Annotated in this window: 1 protein-coding gene; it reads right to left on the bottom strand. The window is 72.2% G+C overall.

Annotated features, from left to right (window positions below):
• Positions 1-18: 18 nt before the first annotated feature.
• A complete protein-coding gene (locus ACLJPX_RS17090; RefSeq protein WP_410600943.1) occupies positions 19-19,374 on the bottom strand; it encodes a type I polyketide synthase in 19,356 nt (6,451 codons plus the stop codon).
• Positions 19,375-19,395: the final 21 nt, after the last annotated feature.

Raw genomic sequence — 19,395 nt, 5'->3', positions numbered from 1 at the left:
ACGATCGGCGGCGCGGATTCACTCGAGTCCGTCGACGAGTGCGAACAGCTCGTCGTCGGAGGCGGTCTCGAGGTCTTCCTCGCGCCGTTTCTTGGTCTTTGCGGTGGTCTGGTCGCCGATGACCTCCAGCAGCCTGCGCAGCCGTTCGCCTGCTTCGGCCCACACCGGTTCGTCGCCAGCCCCGTCCCGCAGCGCGGCTTCGAGCCGGCCGATCTCGGCCAGCACCGGCTCCGCGGCGTCGTCCGGGCCGTCCGGCAGCAGTTCGGTCCGCAGCCACGCGGCGAGTTCGCTCGGGGTCGGGTAGTCGAACACGAGCGTCGCGGGCAGTTGCCGCCCGGTCGCGGCACCGAGCCGGTTGCGCAGTTCCACCGAGGTCAGCGAGTCGAACCCGAGATCCTTGAACGCCTTCCGGTCCTCGATCGCCTCCGCCGAGGCGTGCCCGAGCACGATCGCCACCTCGGTGCGCACCAGTTCGGTGAGCACCCGCTCCTGCTCCGCGCGGCCCAGTCCGGCCAGCCGGGCGGCCAGGTCCCCTTCGGGGCGGGCCGACGGCTCGGCCGCGGTGCTCGCCATCCGGCGGATCTCCGGCAGGTCCCGCATCAGCGGCGCGGCGCGCAGCCCCGCCGTGCCCGGCCCCGAGGCGAGTTCGGTCCAGTCGACGTCCATCACGGTGAGCACCGGGTCCGGTCCGCGCAGGGCCTCGCCCAGCGCCCGCGCGGCCAGCCTCGGGTCCATCGCGGGCATCGCGCCGCGTTCGAGCCGTTTGCGCGCCGCCTCGGTGGACTCGGCGAGCCCGCCGCCGGCCCAGACACCCCAGGCCACCGTCAGCCCGGGCAGCCCGCGCGCCCGGCGGTGCTCCGCCAGCGCGTCCAGGTACGCATTCGCCGCCGCATAGTTGCCCTGCCCCGGACCGCCCAGCGTCGAAGCCGCCGAGGAGAACAGGACGAACGCGTCCAGGTCGAGATCCGCGGTCAGCTCGTCCAAGTCCTTCGCCGACGCGGCCTTCGCCGCCAGCACCGACTCCAAACGCGGCACCGAAAGCCGGTCCAGCACTCCGTCATCCAGCACGCCCGCGGTGTGCAGCACCGAAGACAACTCCGGACCGCACCACTCGACCAAGCCCGCCAACGCCGACCGCTCCGTGACGTCGCACGCCACCACCTCGACCGAGGTGCCCAGCGCGGCCAGTTCCGCGACGGTCGCGGCGACCCCGCGTGCCGAGGGACCGGAACGGCTGGTCAGCACGACCCGAGGCGCGCCCTGTTCGGCGAGCCACCTCGCGACATGCCCGGCGATCGCGCCGGTGCCGCCGGTGAGCAGCGCCGTACCTCGCGGCGTCCACGGCTGCGACGCCGGTCGTCCGGCGTGCACGAGCCGACGGCCGAGCAGCCCGGCCGAACGGAGCGCGACCTCGGACTCACCGCACCCGGCGAGCACCGAAACCAGCCGCGCACCCGCACGCTCGTCGAGCGTCTCCGGCAGGTCGATCAGCCCGCCCCAACGCTCCGGGTGTTCCAAGCCGACAACCCGGCCCAGACCCCACACCTGCGCCTGCACCGGGCTGACCAGGGTCTCCCCCGGCCCGGCCGCCACCGCGCCCCGAGTCGCCAGCCACAGCGGGGCGGTCACCCCGGCGTCGCCGAGCGCCTGCACCAAGCCGAGCGTCGCCGCCAAGCCCGCCGGCACCGAAGCGTGCCCGGCGACCGGCGTCTCGTCCAGGGCCAGCAGCGAAACCACCCCGGACACCGCATCGCGGTCGATGTCAGACAGCAGCGCGGTGAACTCGGCACGGTCCACCGTCCCGGCCGGGCATTCGACCACGGTCACGTCCGCGCCCCGGGTTTCCAGCGCTGCCAAGCAATCCCGGGCAGTGTCGGCGTTCGGCGCGACGACGAGCCAGGTCCCGGACAACACGCGGGCGTCCGGCTCCGAGACCGGAGCCCAGGTGATGCGGTAACGCCAGTTCGCGGTGGTCGACCGGTCCTGTTCGCGTCGCCGCCAAGAGGCCAGCGCGGGCAGCACCTCGTGGAACGGCCGCGTGCTGTCCACCGACAGCGAGTCGGCGAGACCGCTCAGGTCGCCCCCTTCGACCGCCGCCCAGAACTCGGCGTCGGCCGCGCTGTCCTGGACCTCCGTCGCGCCCGCCTTCGGCAGCTTCAGGATGCCTTCCGGCCAGAACCGTTCCGTGCGGAAGGCGTAGGTCGGCAGGTCCAGCCGCTGGCCGGCGGGCAGCACGGCGCGCCAGTCCACGTGCACGCCGCGCACGAAAGCCTGCGCCAGCCCGGCCATCAGGCCGGTGCCGTCCTTGCGCTGCAACGGGACGAACGCCGCATCGGCCGGGCTGAGCGCGGACAACGAACCGTCCGGGCCGACCTCCAGGAATACCGAAATCCCCTGCGCCACAAGGGACTCCACCGCCTCCCCGAACCGGACCGGGCGACGCGTCTGCGCGGGCCAGTACTCGGCCTCGCAGTCAGCGACCAGCTCACCGGTCAACGCACCCGCCCACAACAGCTCCGGACGCTCGTACGTGAGCCCTTCAGCCACCTGACGCAGCTCATCCAGCACCGGATCCATCGCGGCGGAATGGAACGCATGGCTCACCCGCAGCCGCCGAACCCGGTTCCCGCGCTCCTTCCAGAGCGCGACAAGCTGGTCGACCGCCTCGGTCTCACCGGAAACCACCACCGACTCCGGACCGTTCACCGCCGCTATCGACATGCCGTCGACCAGCGTCTCGGCCACCTCGGCCTCCGGCGCGTTGATCGCCGCCATCGCACCACCCACCGGCAACGCCTGCATCAACCGAGCACGAGTAGCAACCAGACGACACGCATCCGACAGGGACAACACACCCGCCGCATACGCCGCCGCAATCTCACCCACCGAATGCCCCACCACCGCATCCGCCCGAACCCCGGCCGCCCGCAACACTTCGAACAACGCCACCTCGAAGGCGAACAACCCAGCCTGCGCGAACAAGGTCTGATCGCCGTCCCGGGTTCCCGGATCCAGCACCACATCCCGGACCGCAACGCCCAGCTCCAGCTCCAACAGACCCGAAACCCGGTCGAAGGCCTGGGCGAACACCGGGTTCGCCTCGTAGAGGTCCCAACCCATACCAGCCCATTGCGAACCCTGACCCGCGAACACCAAACCCACCCGAGCACCCGGATCCGCGACGCCCGAAACCACCGAACCCGACGACACTTCCCCGATCAGGCTGTCCAGCCCGCTCAGGAGATCGTCGCCCAGCACCACGGCCCGGTGCTCGAACACCGACCGCGTAGTCGCCAACGACCACCCGACATCCACCGGATCCAGCCCACGCCCGGCCACCCACTCGCGAAGCCGACCCGCCTGCGCGGCCAGCCCGTCCGCGCTGCGGCCCGACAACACCCAGGCCGTGGGATCGTCGGCCGGCACCGCGGCCGCGGGCTCCGGCGCGGGAGCCTCCTCGACGATGATGTGCGCGTTGGTGCCGCTCATCCCGAACGCGGAGACACCGGCGCGGCGCGGACTTCCGGCGGCCGGCCACGGCGTGTTCTCGGTCAGCAGCTCGACCCGGCCGGCCGTCCAGTCCACATGCGACGACGGGTGCTCTGCGTACAGCGTGCGCGGAATCTCCTGATGCTGCAACGCCAGCACCATCTTGATCACGCCCGCCACACCCGCCGCGGCCTGCGTGTGCCCGATGTTCGACTTCACCGAACCCAGCCACAGCGGACGGTCACGGTCCCGCCCGTACGTGGCCAGCAACGCCTGCGCCTCGATCGGGTCCCCGAGTCTGGTGCCCGTCCCGTGCGCCTCCACCACGTCCACATCGGACGCCGACAACCCGGCATTCGCCAACGCCGCCCGAATCACCCGCTGCTGCGAAGGACCATTCGGCGCCGTCAAACCATTCGACGCACCATCCTGATTCACCGCCGAACCCCGCACCACAGCCAGCACTCGATGGCCGTTGCGCTCGGCGTCGGAGAGCCGTTCGACGACCAGCATGCCCACGCCTTCGCCCCAGCCCGTGCCATCCGCGTCGTCAGAGAATGCCCGGCACCGCCCGTCGGTGGAAAGCCCCTGCTGGCGCGAGAAGTCGACGAAAGTGCCTGGGTTGGCCATCACGGTGACCCCGCCGGCCAGCGCCAGCGAACACTCACCCGACCGCACCGCCTGAACCGCGAGATGCAGCGCCACCAACGACGACGAACAAGCCGTGTCGATCGTGACCGCGGGCCCTTCCAGACCGAGCACATAGGACAGTCGGCCCGACAGCACACTCGTCGAGTTGCCCGTCATCAGGTGCCCTTCGGCACCGGAACCGGCTTGGCCGGACAGGGTGACGCCGAACCCGTAGCCGGAAGCGAAGCCACCGGCGAACACGCCGGTAGCGGTGCCCTTGAGCGCGGCGGGGTCGATTCCGGAGCGCTCCAACGCTTCCCACGAGGTCTGCAGGAGCAGTCGCTGCTGCGGGTCCATCGCCAGCGCCTCGCGCGGGCTGATCCCGAAGAACGCCGCGTCGAACTCCGTGGCGTCGCGCAGGAACGCGCCCGACTGCGTGTAGGAGGTGCCGGCGCTGCCCCGGTCGGGGTCGTAGAACCCTTCCAGATCCCAACCGCGATCGGTCGGGAACGCACCCACCGCATCCGTACCCGAACGCAACATCTCCCAGAACTCGTCCGGGCTCGCCGCACCACCCGGGAACCGGCACGCCATCCCCACGATCGCCAACGGCTCGTCCACCGGCAGCGCCGCCACGGGAGCCGCGGCCACGGGGGCGGTCAGGTCGCCGGTCAGTTCCTCGCGGAGGAACGCGGCCAGCGCCACCGGCGTCGGGTAGTCGAACACCACCGTCGCGGGCAGCCGCTCGCCGGTCGCCGCCCCCAGCCGGTTGCGCAGCTCGACCGAGGTCAGCGAGTCGAACCCGAGGTCCTTGAACGCCTTCCGGTCCTCGATCGCCTCCGCCGAGGCGTGCCCGAGCACGATCGCCACCTCGGTGCGCACCAGTTCGGTGAGCACCCGCTCCTGCTCCGTCGGGTTCAGCCCGGCCAGCGTGCGGGCGAGGTCGCCCTCGCCGCGCGTAGTGTCCGCGGCGGCCTTGGCGGAGCCGAGCCGCCGCACTTCCGGCAGCTCCTGCACCAACGGCGCGTTCCGCAGTTCGGCGGAGGACTCCAGCTGTGCCCAGTCGACGTCCATCACGGTGACCGCGGCGTCCGGTCCGTCGAGGGCTTCGCCGAGCGCCCGTGCGGCGAGCTGTGGGTCCATCGCGGGCATCAGGCCGCGCTTGACCCGTTCCCGCACGACCTCGCTCGATTCGGCGAAACCGCCGCCCGCCCAGACACCCCAGGCCACCGTCAGCCCGGGCAGCCCGCGCGCCCGGCGATGCTCCGCCAGCGCGTCCAGATACGCATTCGCCGCCGCATAATTGCCCTGCCCCGGACCACCCAACGTCGAAGCCGCCGACGAAAACAGCACGAACGCATCCAAATCGAGATCCGCGGTCAGCTCGTCCAGGTAACCCGCCGACGCGGCTTTCGCGGCCAGCACGGATTCCAGGCGTGGCACCGACAACCGGTCCACCACGCCGTCGTCCAGCACGCCCGCGGTGTGCAGCACGGAGGACAGCTCCGGACCGCACCACTCGACCACGCCCGCCAACGCCGACCGATCGGTAACGTCGCACGCCACCACGTCGACGGAGGTTCCCCGCTCGGCGAGCAGCGCCGCCGTCCCCGCGACGTCACGCGCACCGGCGCCGGAACGGCTGGTCAGCACCACGCGCGGCGCACCGCGCTCGGCCAGCCAGTGCGACACGTGGCCCGCGATCGCGCCGGTCCCGCCGGTGATCAGCACCGCGCCCCGGGGCGACCAGCCCTCGGCGTCCCGGCCCCGCGCGGCGCGGCCCAGCCGACGGCCGAGCACGCCCGCCGGCCGGATGGCGACCTCGGGCTCCCCGGCCCCGGCGAGCACCGAAACCAGCCGCGCACCCGCACGCTCGTCGAAGGTCTCCGGCAGGTCGATGAGCCCGCCCCAGCGGTCGGGGTGTTCGAGACCGGCGACGCGGCCGAAGCCCCAGACCTGCGCCTGCACCGGGCTCGCCAGCGTCTCCCCGGCGCCGGCCGCCACCGCACCGCGCGTAGCCAGCCACAGCGGGGCGTCGATGATCACGTCGCCGAGTGCCTGCACCAGGCCGAGCGTGGCCGCCAATCCCCCGGCCACCACGGGATGTCCCGGCGTTGAGGTCTCGTCCAAGGCCAGCAGCGACAGCACGCCGCGCACTTCGGCGGGATCGACGTCGTCGAACTCGGCCGCGATCTCGAGGCGGTCCGCCGTGCCGGCCGGGAGCCGGACCACCCGGGTCTCCGCGCCGCGCGAGGACAACGCCTCGGCGTAGCCGGTGACGTCGTGGTCCGCCGGGGCGACGAGCAGCCAGGTGCCGGTCAGCGGCCGCGGGTCGAGTCCCTCGACCGGCGTCCAGTTGATCCGGTAGCGCCAGTCCGCGGTGGCCGAACGGTTCTGCTCGCGCCGCCGCCAGGAAGCCAACGCGGGCAGCACCTCGCCGAGCTTCGTGTGGTCCTCGATGGACAGTCGATCGGCGAGTTCGGTGAGGTCGCCGTTCTCCACCGCCGCCCAGAATTCGGCGTCGGCGGCGGAGGTGGGGCTGTCGTCCGCACCGGCCTTCGGCATCGCCAGGATGCCGTCCGGCCAGTAACGCTGGTGCTGGAAGGCATACGTCGGCAGCTGCGCGCGGTTCCCCTGGGGAATCAGCGTGCTCCAGTCCACGCCCACGCCCTGCACGAAAGCCTGCGCCAGCCCGGCGATCAGGCCCGTGCCGTCCTTGCGCTGCAACGGGACGAACGCGGCGTCCGCGGTGCCGAGCGCGGACAGCGAACCGTCCGGGCCGACCTCCAGGAACACCGAAATCCCCTGCTCCACCAGCGCAGCCACCGCATCCGCGAACCGCACCGCATCCCGCGTCTGCGCGGGCCAGTACTCGGCCTCGCAGTCAGCGACCAGCTCGCCGGTCAACGCACCCGCCCACAACAGCTCCGGACGCTCGTACGCCAACCCCGCGGCCACTTCGCCCAGCTCGTCCAGCACCGGATCCATGGCGGCGGAATGGAACGCATGGCTCACCCGCAGCCGCCGAGCACGACGGCCCTGCTCCTTCCACCGCGCCACGACGCGCTCGACCGCGTCGGCCTCGCCAGAGACCACCACGGACTCCGCCCCGTTCACCGCCGCGATCGAGACCCCCGGCTCCAGCGACTCCAGCACCTCGGCCTCCGGCGCGTTGATCGCCGCCATCGCACCACCCACCGGCAACGCCTGCATCAACCGAGCACGCGTCGCCACCAGACGACACGCATCCGACAGGGAAAGAACCCCCGCCGCATACGCCGCCGCAATCTCGCCCACCGAATGCCCGACCACCGCATCCGCCCGAACACCCGCGGCGCGCAACACCTCGAACAACGCCACTTCGAAAGCGAACAACCCAGCCTGTGCGTAAAGGGTCTGATCGCTGCCCGGTGTCTCCGGATCAAGCACGGCGTCCCGAACCGAAACACCCAGCTCCAGCTCCAGCAAACCCGAAACCCGGTCGAAGGCCTGGGCGAACACCGGACTCGACTCATACAGTCCCCGGCCCATACCCGCCCACTGCGAACCCTGACCCGCGAACACCAAACCCACCCGAGCACCCGGATCGGCAACCCCGGACACCACCGAACCCGACGACACCCCAGCCGCCAAATCCGACAAACCGCTCAGCGCATCGTCCCCGACCACCACGGCCCGGTGCTCGAACACCGACCGCGTAGTCGCCAACGACCACCCGACATCCACCGGATCCAGCCCACGGCCGACCACCCACTCGCGAAGCCGACCCGCCTGCGCGAGCAACCCGTCCGCGCTGCGACCCGACAACACCCAAGGCCGCACGCCCGACACCACCGGAGCCGGCTCCACCGCCGGAACCTCTTCGACGGCAGGCGCTTCCTCCACGATCACATGCGCGTTCGTACCGCTGATCCCGAACGCCGACACGCCCGCCCGGCGAACCCGTCCCTCGGATTCCCAAGCCACGTTCTCCGTCAGCAATTCGACCCGGCCGGCCGTCCAGTCCACATGCGACGAGGGCGTCTCGGCGTGCAGCGTGCGCGGAAGTTCCTTGTTCCGCAACGCCAGCACCATCTTGATCACACCAGCGACACCGGCCGCGGCCTGCGTGTGCCCGATGTTCGACTTCACCGAACCCAGCCACAGTGGACGGTCCCCAGCCCGTTCCTGGCCGTAGGTCGCCAGCAACGCCTGCGCCTCGATCGGGTCGCCCAACGTCGTCCCCGTGCCGTGTGCCTCCACCACGTCCACTTCGGACGCCGACAACCCGGCGTTCGCCAGCGCCGCCCGGATGACCCGCTGCTGCGAAGGACCGTTCGGCGCGGACAGACCGTTGGACGCACCGTCCTGGTTGATCGCGCTTCCCCGCACCAAGGCGAGGACTTCGTGGCCCTTGCGCCGAGCATCGGAGAGCCGTTCGACGACCAGCATGCCCACGCCCTCGGCCCAGCCGGTGCCATCCGCGTCGTCCGCGAACGCCCGGCATCGCCCGTCCACGGACAAGCCCTGCTGGCGCGAGAACTCGACGAAAGAGAACGGAGTCGCCATCACCGTGACACCACCGGCCAGCGCCAGCGAACACTCACCCGAGCGCACCGCCTGAACCGCGAGATGCAGCGCCACCAACGACGACGAACACGCCGTGTCGATCGTGACCGCAGGCCCTTCCAGACCGAGCACATAGGACAGCCGCCCCGACAGCACACTCGTCGAGTTGCCCGTCATCAGGTGCCCTTCGACCCCGGCGCCGTCCTGACCGGTCAGCGCCATGCCGATGGCATAGCCGGAGCCGAAACCGCCCGCGAACACGCCGGTGGCGCTGCCCTTGAGCGTGGTCGGGTCGATCCCGGCGCCTTCCACCGCCTGCCAGGCGGTTTCCAGCAGCAACCGCTGCTGCGGGTCCATCGCCAACGCCTCGCGCGGGCTGATCCCGAAGAACCCGGCGTCGAAACCGGTGGCGTCCCGCAGGAAAGCACCGGAACGGGTGTAGGTGGTGCCTTCGCTCTCCCGGTCCGGGTCGTAGAACCCTTCCAGATCCCAACCGCGATCGGTCGGGAACGCACCCACCGCATCCGTACCCGAACGCAACATCTCCCAGAACTCGTCCGGGCTCGCCGCACCACCCGGGAACCGGCACGCCATCCCCACGATCGCCAACGGCTCGTCCACCGGCACCGCCGCCACGGGAGCCACCGGCGCCGCGACCTGTTCCTGGTCGCCCATCAGCTCGCCGCGCAGGAAACCGGCCAGCGCGAGCGGCGTCGGGTAGTCGAACACCAGCGTGGCGGGCAGCCGCAGCTTGGTGGCCGCGTTGAGCTGGTTGCGCAATTCCACCGAGGTCAGCGAGTCGAACCCGAGGTCCCGGAACGCCTGCCGGGCCTGCACCATCTCGGCCGACGCGTGGCCGAGGACCACCGCGGCCTGCGCGCGGACCACATCGGTCAGCACGCGTTCCTGTTCGGCGTGGCTGAGCCCGGCGAGCTGCTGGGCCAGCTCGCCCGCCGCCGGGGCCGCGGTCCGGTTCGCCGCGGTGGCGGCGGCCAGCCGTCGGATCTCCGGCATGTCCCGCACCAGCGGCATCTGGTGCACTTCGGCGGTGCCCGCGGCGGACCCGAGCTGCTCCCAGTCCACGTCCATCACGGTGACCACGGGGTCGGTGCCCGCCAGCGAATCGGCCAGCGCGCGCACGGCGAGCTTCGGCTCCATCGCGGGCATCGGGATGCGGCGCATCCGCGACCGGATGGCCTCGTTCGAGTCGGCCAGCCCGATCCCGGCCCACAGCCCCCAGGCGACCGACAGACCCGCCAGCCCGCGCGCCCGGCGATGCTCCGCCAGCGCGTCCAGATACGCATTCGCCGCCGCATAGTTGCCCTGCCCAGGACCGCCCAACGTCGAAGCCGCCGACGAGAACAACACGAACGCGTCCAGGTCGAGATCCGCGGTCAGCTCGTCCAGGTGAGCGGCAGCCGCCGCCTTCGCCGCCAGCACCGTCTCCAGGCGCGGCACCGTCAGCCGGTCCACCACGCCGTCATCCAGCACCGCGGCGGTGTGCAGCACCGAAGTCAACTCCGGACCGCACCAGGCGATCAGCCCGGCCAACGCCGACCGATCGGTGACATCGCAGGAAACCACGTCCACCGCGGTGCCCTGCTCCGCCAGCCACGCCGCCGTCTCGGAGACGCCGGCCGCAGCGGGCCCGGAACGTCCGGTCAGCACCACGCGCGGCGCACCCTGCTCAGCCAGCCAACGCGACACATGACCGGCGATCGCGCCGGTGCCGCCGGTGACCAGCGCCGTGCCTCGCGGCGACCAGGTCCGGCCCGCACGCGGGCGAGGCACCCGCGACAGACGGCGGCCGAGAATCCCGGCCGGGCGCAGGGCCACCTCGGGCTCCCCCGCCCCGGCGAGCACCGACACGAGCCGCGCACCCGCACGCTCGTCGAAGGTCTCCGGCAGGTCGATCAGCCCGCCCCAACGCTCCGGGTGCTCCAGGCCGACCACTCGGCCCAGGCCCCAGACCTGCGCCTGCACCGGGCTCGCGAGAGTCTCGCCCAGCCCGGCCGCCACGGCGCCGCGGGTGAGCACCCACAGCGGCACGTTCTGCCCGGCGTCGCCGAGCGCTTGCACCAGGCCGAGCGTCGCCGCCAAGCCCACCGGCACCGAGGAATGCCCGGCCACCGGCGACTCGTCCAGCGCCAGCAGCGACACCACCCCGGACAGCTCGCCGAACTCGGCGCCCGCCAGGATTTCGGCCCGGTCCACGACACCGGCCGGGACCTCGGCCACGACGACCTCGGCACCACGCGCGGCCAACGCGGCCGCGCACACCGGCTCGACGCCCTCGGGGACCACCACCAGCCAGGCACCGGTCAGCGACCCGGTCCCGGGTTCCGCGACCGCGGCCCAGCCGACCCGGTACCGCCAGTTCGCGGCGGTCGAACGGTCCTGTTCCCCGCGGTGCCAGGACGCCAGCGCGGGCAGCACCTCGTTGAACGGACGCGCCCCTTCCCGCGACAGCGTTTCGCCGAGCGAAGCCAGGTCGCCCTTCTCCACGGCCGACCAGAATTCGGCGTCCGCCGCGGAGCTGACGAGCCGGCCGTCGCCAGAGGATTTGGCTGTCGGCAAGGGAAGCGCACCGGCGGGCCAGTACCGCTGGTGCTGGAACGCGTAGGTGGGCAGTTCGATGCGCCGCCCGGCAGGCAGCAGCAAGGTCCAGTCCACCGAGGCACCGCGCACGAAGGCTTCGGCCATCGACCGGACCACTCGGGCGGCGCTGTCGTCGTCGCGCCGCAGGGTGCCGCACACCGCGGCCACCACCGCGCCGGGACCCGCGGCGGCCGCGGCGTCCTCGACGGTGTCGTTCGTCGCGCCGAGAAGCACCGGATGCGGCGTCACCTCGATGAACAGCTGGTAGCCGCGGTCGGCGAGGATGCGCACGGCGCGCTCGTAGTACACCGGCGCGCGCAGGCTTTCGTACCAGTAGCCGGCGTCGAGTTCTTCGCCGGTGAGGTTCTCCCCGGTCATCGCCGACACCATCGGCACCCGGCCACGCCGCGGCTCGATCCCCGCCAGCACCGCGCGGATCTCCTCTTCCAGGCTTTCCACCTGCGCACAGTGCGACGCGTAATCCACCGCGACCATCCGCGCCCGGATACCCTCGGCATCCAGTTCGGACTTCAGCTCCGCCAACGCCTCCGGCGCGCCGGAAACCACCACCGCGGACGGACCGTTCACCGCGGCGAGCGACAGCCGCTCGCCCCACCGGCCCAGCCGCTCTTCCACTTCGGCGGCAGCCGCGCTCACCGACAACATGCCGCCCAGACCTGCCAGGGCCTTCAGCGACTTCGACCGCAGCGCAACGACCTTCGCACCGTCCGTAAGGGACAACATGCCCGCAACAGTCGCCGCCGCGATCTCGCCCTGCGAGTGCCCGACCACGGCATCCGGACGGACGCCAGCCGCCTCCCACATCGCGGCGAGAGACACCATCACCGCCCACAAGGCAGGCTGCACGACATCCGCCGACTCCAGCTCGCCTTCGAGCACATCGGACAGCTTCCAGTCCACAAAAGACTCCAAAGCCACCTCGCACTCCGCCAACCGCGCCGCGAACACCGCACTCGCCTGCGCGAGCTCCCGGCCCATGCCGACCCACTGCGAACCCTGGCCCGCGAACACGAACGCCACTCGGGTGCCGGACTCCGACACCCCCGAGACCAGCTCGGAGGAGGTCACCCCGGCGGACAGGCTTTCGAGCCCGCCGGACGGCTCGCCGACGACCACCGCGCGGTGTTCGAACACCGACCGGGTGGTGGCCAGCGACCAGCCCACGTCGACCGGGTCCGCGTCCGGGTTCGCCAGCGCCCATTCCCGCAACCGGTCCGCCTGCGCCGCCAGCGCGGCGCCGGACCGGCCGGACAGCACCCACGCGCCCGCGCCGGACAGCACCGGCTCCGGAGCCGCGACCTCCGCGGTGCCCTCGAAAGCGGGGGCTTCTTCCATGATCACGTGCGCGTTGGTGCCGCTGACACCGAACGCCGAAACCCCGGCGCGGCGGACCCGGTCACCGGGCGTCCACGGCCGCTTTTCGGTCAGCAGCCGGACATCTCCGGCCTCCCAGTCCACATGCGACGAAGGCGTGTCCACGTGGAGCGTCTGCGGAAGCTCTTCGTGCCGCAACGCGAGCACCATCTTGATCATCCCCGCCACCCCGGCCGCGGCCTGGGTGTGCCCGATGTTGGACTTCACCGAACCCAGCCACAGTGGACGGTCCCGATCACGTCCGTAGGCCGCCAGCAACGCCTGCGCCTCGATCGGGTCGCCCAGCGTCGTCCCCGTGCCGTGCGCTTCCACCACGTCCACATCGGACGCCGACAACCCGGCGTTCGCCAGCGCCGCCCGAATCACCCGCTGCTGCGAAGGACCATTCGGCGCCGTCAACCCGTTCGACGCACCGTCCTGGTTGATCGCCGAACCCCGCACCACGGCCAGCACCGGGTGCCCGTTGCGCCGGGCATCCGACAGCCGCTCCAGCACGAGCATGCCCGCGCCCTCGGCCATGCCCATGCCGTCCGCGGCGTCCGCGAACGCCTTCGACCGGCCGTCCGCCGCGAGACCGCGAGCGTGGGAGAAGGCCAGGAACCCGTCCGGGCTGGCCATGACCGTGGCCCCGCCGGCCAGCGCCAGCGAGCATTCGCCGCCGCGCAGCGCCTGAGTCGCCAGATGCAGCGCGACCAGCGAGGACGAGCACGCGGTGTCGACGGTGACGGCCGGGCCTTCCAGGCCGAGCGCATAGGAAACCCGGCCGGACAGCACGCTGGCCGCGTTGCCGGTCATCAGGTGCGGGCCGAGGTTCTCCAGCTCCTCCTCGTCCTCCATGCTGAGCGCCAGGTAGGAAGAGCCGTAGCCGCCGACGAACGCGCCGGTCTGGGAGCCGCGCAGCGTCGCTGGGTCGATCCCGGCGCGTTCGAACGCCTCCCACGAGGTCTCCAGCAGCAACCGCTGCTGCGGGTCCATCGCGAGCGCCTCGCGCGGGCTGATCCCGAAGAACCCGGGGTCGAACGCACTGGCCTCCCGGAGGAAACCGCCGACCTGCGTGTAGGAAGTCCCCGTGCGTTCGGAATCCGGGTCGTAGAGCGCCTCCAGATCCCACCCGCGGTCGGTCGGGAAGGTGGAGAGCCCTTCGCCGCCGGTGGAGAGCATCTCCCACAGCGTCTCGGGGCTGGTCGCGCCGCCGGGGAACCGGCAGGCCATGCCGACGATCGCGATCGGCTCGCCGTCCACCACCGCCTGCGGCGCCGGTGCGGCGGCGGGCGCTTCGACGCCGGCGAGGTCCTCCAGGTCGTCGGCGAGCTGCTCCCACAGGAAACCGGCCAGTGCCACCGGGTTCGGGTAGTCGAAGACCAGCGTGGCGGGCAGCCGCAGCCCGGTCGCCGGGTTCAGCCGGTTCCGGAACTCGACCGCGATCAGCGAGTCGAACCCGAGGTCGGTGAACGGCTTGCCCGGCTCGATCGCGTCGCCGGAGGAGTGCCCGAGCACCGCGGCCGCGTGCGTGCGGACCAGGTCGACCAGCACCCGGTCGCGTTCCGCCCCGGCCAGCCCGGCGAGTTCGCGGCGCAGCCCGTCGGAAGCGCCGGCACCCCCGGTGTCCGCGGCGGCGACCGCACGGCGCGGGAGGAAATCGTCGGCCAGCACCTTCCACAGCGCCGGGATGCCGGTCGCGGCGGCCTGCGCGCGCAGCGCCGTCTTGTCCAGCCGCGCGGTGACAAGGTTCGCGTCGGCGCGGCCGAGCGCGAGGTCGAGCAGGACGAGGCCTTCCTGCTCGTCCAGCGCCATCAGACCGGACCCGGTCATCCGGCGCAGCATGACCTCGTCGAGGTCGCGGCCGATGCCCGCCTCGGGCATCCACGGCCCCCAGGCGAGCGAGGTGCCCACGAGTCCGGCCGCGCGGCGGTGCGCGGCCAGCGCGTCGAGGAAAGCGTTGCCCGCGGCGTAGTTCGCCTGCCCGGCGCCACCGAAGGCGGCGGCGACCGAGGAGAAGACCACGAAGTCGGTCAGGTCGAGGTCGCGGGTCAGCTCGTGCAGATGCCACCCGGCGTCGACCTTGGGGCGCATGACCGAGGCGAGGCGCTCCGGGGTCAGCGATTCGACCATGCTGTCGTCGATGACGCCCGCGGCGTGGAACACCGAGCCGAGCGGACAGTCCGCCGGAACGGCATCCACCACCGCGGCCAGCGCGTCGCGGTCCGCCACGTCGCACGCGACGATCCGCACGGAAGCGCCGCGCTCGGCCAGGTCGGCCGCGGTGGCGGCCGCTCCGTCCGCGCCCGCGCCGGAACGGCTGAGCAGGAGCACGCCGTCTGCCCGGCGGGTGGTCACCAGGTGCCGGGCCACGACCCCGCCCAGCGTTCCGGTGCCGCCGGTGATCAGCGCGGTGCGCGAATCCGGCGCGGGTGCGATGTCGGCCGGGTCGAGCACCGCCAGCTGACCGGCCGGGCGGGTCAGCCGTCGGCCGTGGGCCTGTCCGTCGCGGACGGCCAGTTCCGGTTCCCCGCTGCCCAGCGCGGCGGCCAGCGCGGCGACCTCCCCGGCGCCGGCGAGGTCGGCCAGCACGATCCGCTCCGGGTTCTCCAGCTGCGCGGACCGCAGCAGACCCCAGACCGCGCCGGAGGCCACGTCCGACAGGTCTTCCCCGGCCCGCACGGCGACCGCGCCCCGGGTGAGCACGACCAGGCGCGCCGGTTCGAGCCTCCGCTCGGCGAGCACGGCCTGCGTCACTTCGAGGGCGTGCGCGGTGACCTGCTGGGTCGCGGCCGGCACGTCGTCGGTGTCGCCCTGCACGCAGGACAGCACGAGCGCCGGAACGGTCTCGGCGGCGACAAGCTGCGCGACGTCTTCGTAGGCCTGCACCGGAATCCCGGCCACGCCGAGTTCCTCGGCCACGCCGAACAGGTCAGCGCCGACGAGCGCCCAGTCGCCGCCGGGGATGTTCTTGTCCGCCAACGGCGTCCACTCGACGGTAAAGAACGCTTCCTTCAGCCATTCGTCCCCGGCCTGCAACTGCTCCGGCGAGACCGGCCGGGTCACCAGCGAACCCACGGAGACCACCGCGCGGCCGTCGGCGTCCACACCGGACATGCTCAGGTTGCCCTGTGCGTCCCGGCGCAGCCGGACCCGCAGCGTCGCGGCGCCCCGGGAGTGCAGCTGCACGCCCGTCCAGGCGAACGGCATCCGGATCTGGCCCTGATCGCCGTCGCCGTCCGCCTCCGGCTTCGCCGCGTCCGCGACGACTCCGGCCAGCAACGCCGAGTCCAGCAGCACCGGGTGCAGCCCGTACGCTTCCGCGTCCGCGGCCACCTGCTCAGGCAGCGCGACCTCGGCGAAGATGTCCTCACCGCGCAGCCAAACCGCCTGCAGTCCTTGGAAAGCCGGGCCGTACACGTCGGCGAGATGCACCGTGTACAGGTCGGAGATGTCGACCGCGGTGGCGTCCCGCGGTGGCCACACCGCGAGATCCGCGGTCTGGACGGGGCTGTCGGAGGCGGCGGCGATCACCGCGGCCGCGTTCTTCTCCCACTCGTGGTCCTCGTCCGGCCGGTCGAGCCGGGAGAAGACGTTCACGTCGCGGCGGCCGGTGCTGTCGGCCGCGGACACCACCACCTGCACCTGCACGCCGGTGTTGTCCGCGGGCAGCACCAGCGGCGCCTGCAAGGTCAGTTCTTCGATCAGCGCGCAGCCGACCTGCCGGCCTGCCTGCGCGACCAGTTCGGCGAATCCGGTGCCGGGCAGCAGAACGACGCCGCCCACGGCGTGGTCGACCAGCCACGGGTGCGAACGCAGCGAAAGCCGGCCCGTGCAGGCGAGCATGCCGCCGTCGGCCAGTTCCACCACCGCGCCCAGCAGCGGGTGCCCGGCGGCGCCGAGGCCCAGCGACGCCGGGTCGCCGCCACCGACGGTCTTGGTGCCGGGCAACCCGAGGGTGCCCTTCGGCCAGTAACGCTCATGGCGGAACGCGTAAGTGGGCAGTTCCACCCGCTCTCCGGCGGGGAGCACGGCCGTCCAGTCCACAGTGGCCCCGGCGACGAAAGCCTCGGCCAGCGAGGTCAGCAGCCGCGTCGCACCGCCATCGTCACGGCGCAACGTGGCGCACACAGCGGCGGGCTGGGTGCCCGGACCCGCTTCGTCGGCGGCCGCGTCGAGGGTGTCGGTCATGGAGGCCAGCAGCACCGGGTGCGGCGTGACCTCGACGAACAGTTGGTGGCCCGTGCCCGCGAGAGTGCGGACCGCCTTTTCGAAGCGGACCGTGGCGCGCAAGCTGTCGTACCAGTACCCGGCGTCGAGCGCGGTGCCGTCGAGCAGTTCGCCGGTGACGGCCGAGACGAGCGGCACCCGTCCGGTCTGCGGGCGCACCTCGGCGAGCAGGGACTTGATCTCGTCTTCGAGCTGTTCGACCTGCGCACAGTGCGAGGCGTAGTCCACCTTCACCAGGCGCTCGCGGATCCCGTCCGCCTGAAGCTGCGCACGCAGTTCGCCCAGCGCTTCGATCTCGCCGGAGACCACCACCGTCGAAGGACCGTTGATCACGGCGATCGACAGCCGCCCGTCCCACGCCCGCAGCCGCTCTTCGACGCGTTCGACCGGTTCGGTGACCGACAGCATGCCGCCGGTGCCGGTGATCGCCCGCAGTGCCCGCGAACGCAGCGCAACCACCTTCGCACCGTCCTCAAGGGACAGAATGCCCGCCACCGTGGCAGCCGCGATCTCGCCCTGCGAGTGGCCGACGACGGCTTCGGGGGTGACCCCGGCCGCTTCCCACACCGCGGCCAGCGACACCATCACCGCCCAGAGCGCGGGCTGCACCAGGTCAGCCGACTCCAGCTCGTCCTGAAGCACTTCGGACAGTTTCCAGTCCGCGAAGGGCTCCAGCGCTCGCTCGCATTCGGCGAGGCGTGCCGCGAAAACGGGACTGACCTGCGCCAGCTCACGACCCATGCCCAGCCACTGCGAACCCTGGCCGGGAAACACGAACACCGTGCGGGCCTGTCCGTGCGCGACGCCGGTCACGACCGAGGAGACCGTCTCCCCGGCGGTCAGCTCGCGCAGACCGCCGACCAGCTCCGCGCGTTCGGCGCCGATCACCACGGCGCGGTGCTCGAAGACGGAGCGGGTGTCGGCGAGCGACCAGGCAATGTCCGCTGTGGACAGTTCGGGCCGGCTGCTCGTCCAGTCGAGCAGCCGTGCGGCCTGCGCGTGCAGACCGTCCGCCGACCGGCCGGAGACCGACCAGGCGAGGCCACCCGACACCACCGGGGTCCGGACTTCGGCGACTTCGACGGTGTCCTGCGGCTGGTCTTCGGTGCTGTCCTCGGCCTCGGTTTCTTCCAGGGCCGGAGCTTCTTCGATGATGAAGTGCGCGTTCGTGCCGCTCACCCCGAACGAGGACACGCTGCCCCGGCGGGTCCGTTCGCCGGACGGCCACGGCCGCGCTTCCGACAGCAGCCGGACGTCCCCGGCCGACCAGTCGATGTGCGGCGACGGCTCGTCGGCGTGCAAGGTCTGCGGCATGCGCTCGTGCTGCAGCGCGAGCACTGTCTTGATCACGCCCGCGACCCCGGCCGCGGCCTGGGTGTGCCCGAAGTTCGACTTCACCGAGCCCAGCCACGTCGGACGGCCTTCCGCCCGGTCCTGGCCGTAGGTGGCGATCACCGCCTGCGCCTCGATCGGGTCACCCAGCGTCGTCCCCGTGCCGTGCGCCTCCACCATGTCGACGTCCTGTGGGGACAGCCGGGCGTTGGAGAGCGCCGCGCGGATCACTCGCTGCTGCGAGGGGCCGTTCGGCGCGGCGAGGCCGTTGGAGGCGCCGTCCTGGTTGACCGCGGAACCCCGCACCACCGCCAGCACCGGATGCCCGTTGCGCCGGGCGACCGACAGCCGTTCCAGCACGAGCATGCCCGCGCCCTCGGCGACACCCATGCCGTCGGCGTCGGCGGAGAACGCCTTGCAGCGTCCGTCCGAGGCCAGGCCGAGCTGACGCGCGAACTGGGTGAACATGATCGGGATCGCGGTGACGGTGACCCCGCCGGCGAGGGCGAGGTCGCATTCGCCGGTGCGGATCGACTGGCAGGCAAGGTGCAGTGCCACCAGCGAGGACGAACACGCGGTGTCGACGGTGACCGCGGGTCCTTCCAGGCCCAGCGAGTAGGACACCCGGCCGGAGATGACCGAGGTCGAGGTCCCGGTCATCAGGTGGACGTCCAAGTCCTCTTCGGCGGCGAAGCCGTAGCCGGACAGCGCGGCGCCCGCGAACACGCCGGTCTGCGAGCCGCGCAGCGAAGTCGGGTCGAGCCCCGCCCGCTCCAGCGCTTCCCAGCAGACCTCCAGCAGCACCCGCTGCTGCGGGTCCATCGCGACCGCCTCGCGCGGGCTGACCCCGAAGAATCCGGCGTCGAATCCGCTGGCGTCGTCGATGAACCCGGCCTCGGGCTTGGGCACCGTGCCGTCCGGCTCGCGGCCGAACAGCGCCTCGGCGTCCCAGCCGCGGTCCTCCGGGAACCCGGCGACGCCATCGGCCCCGGTGGAGAGCAGCCGCCAGAACTCCTTCGGAGACGTCACCCCGCCGGGATAGCGGCACCCGATGCCGACGATCGCGATCGGCTCGCCGTAGCGGTCCTCGACGTCACGAAGGCGCTGACGCGTCTCGTGCAGATTCGTCGTCACCCATTTCAGGTAATCCCGGAGCTTCGCCTCGTCTGCCATCGGTTCTCACCATTCCAGTCG

The organism is Amycolatopsis sp. lyj-90 (genome assembly GCF_046549035.1).
In the GTDB taxonomy this organism is placed as follows: domain Bacteria; phylum Actinomycetota; class Actinomycetes; order Mycobacteriales; family Pseudonocardiaceae; genus Amycolatopsis.
The sequence above is the reverse complement of the archived record's forward strand: the minus strand, read 5'-3'. Positions and strand labels throughout refer to the sequence as shown.

Excerpts from the sequence above, each read along its gene's own strand:
- ACLJPX_RS17090 (WP_410600943.1), bottom strand. The coding sequence starts at position 19,374 with ATGGCAGACGAGGCGAAGCTCCGGGATTACCTGAAATGGGTGACGACG.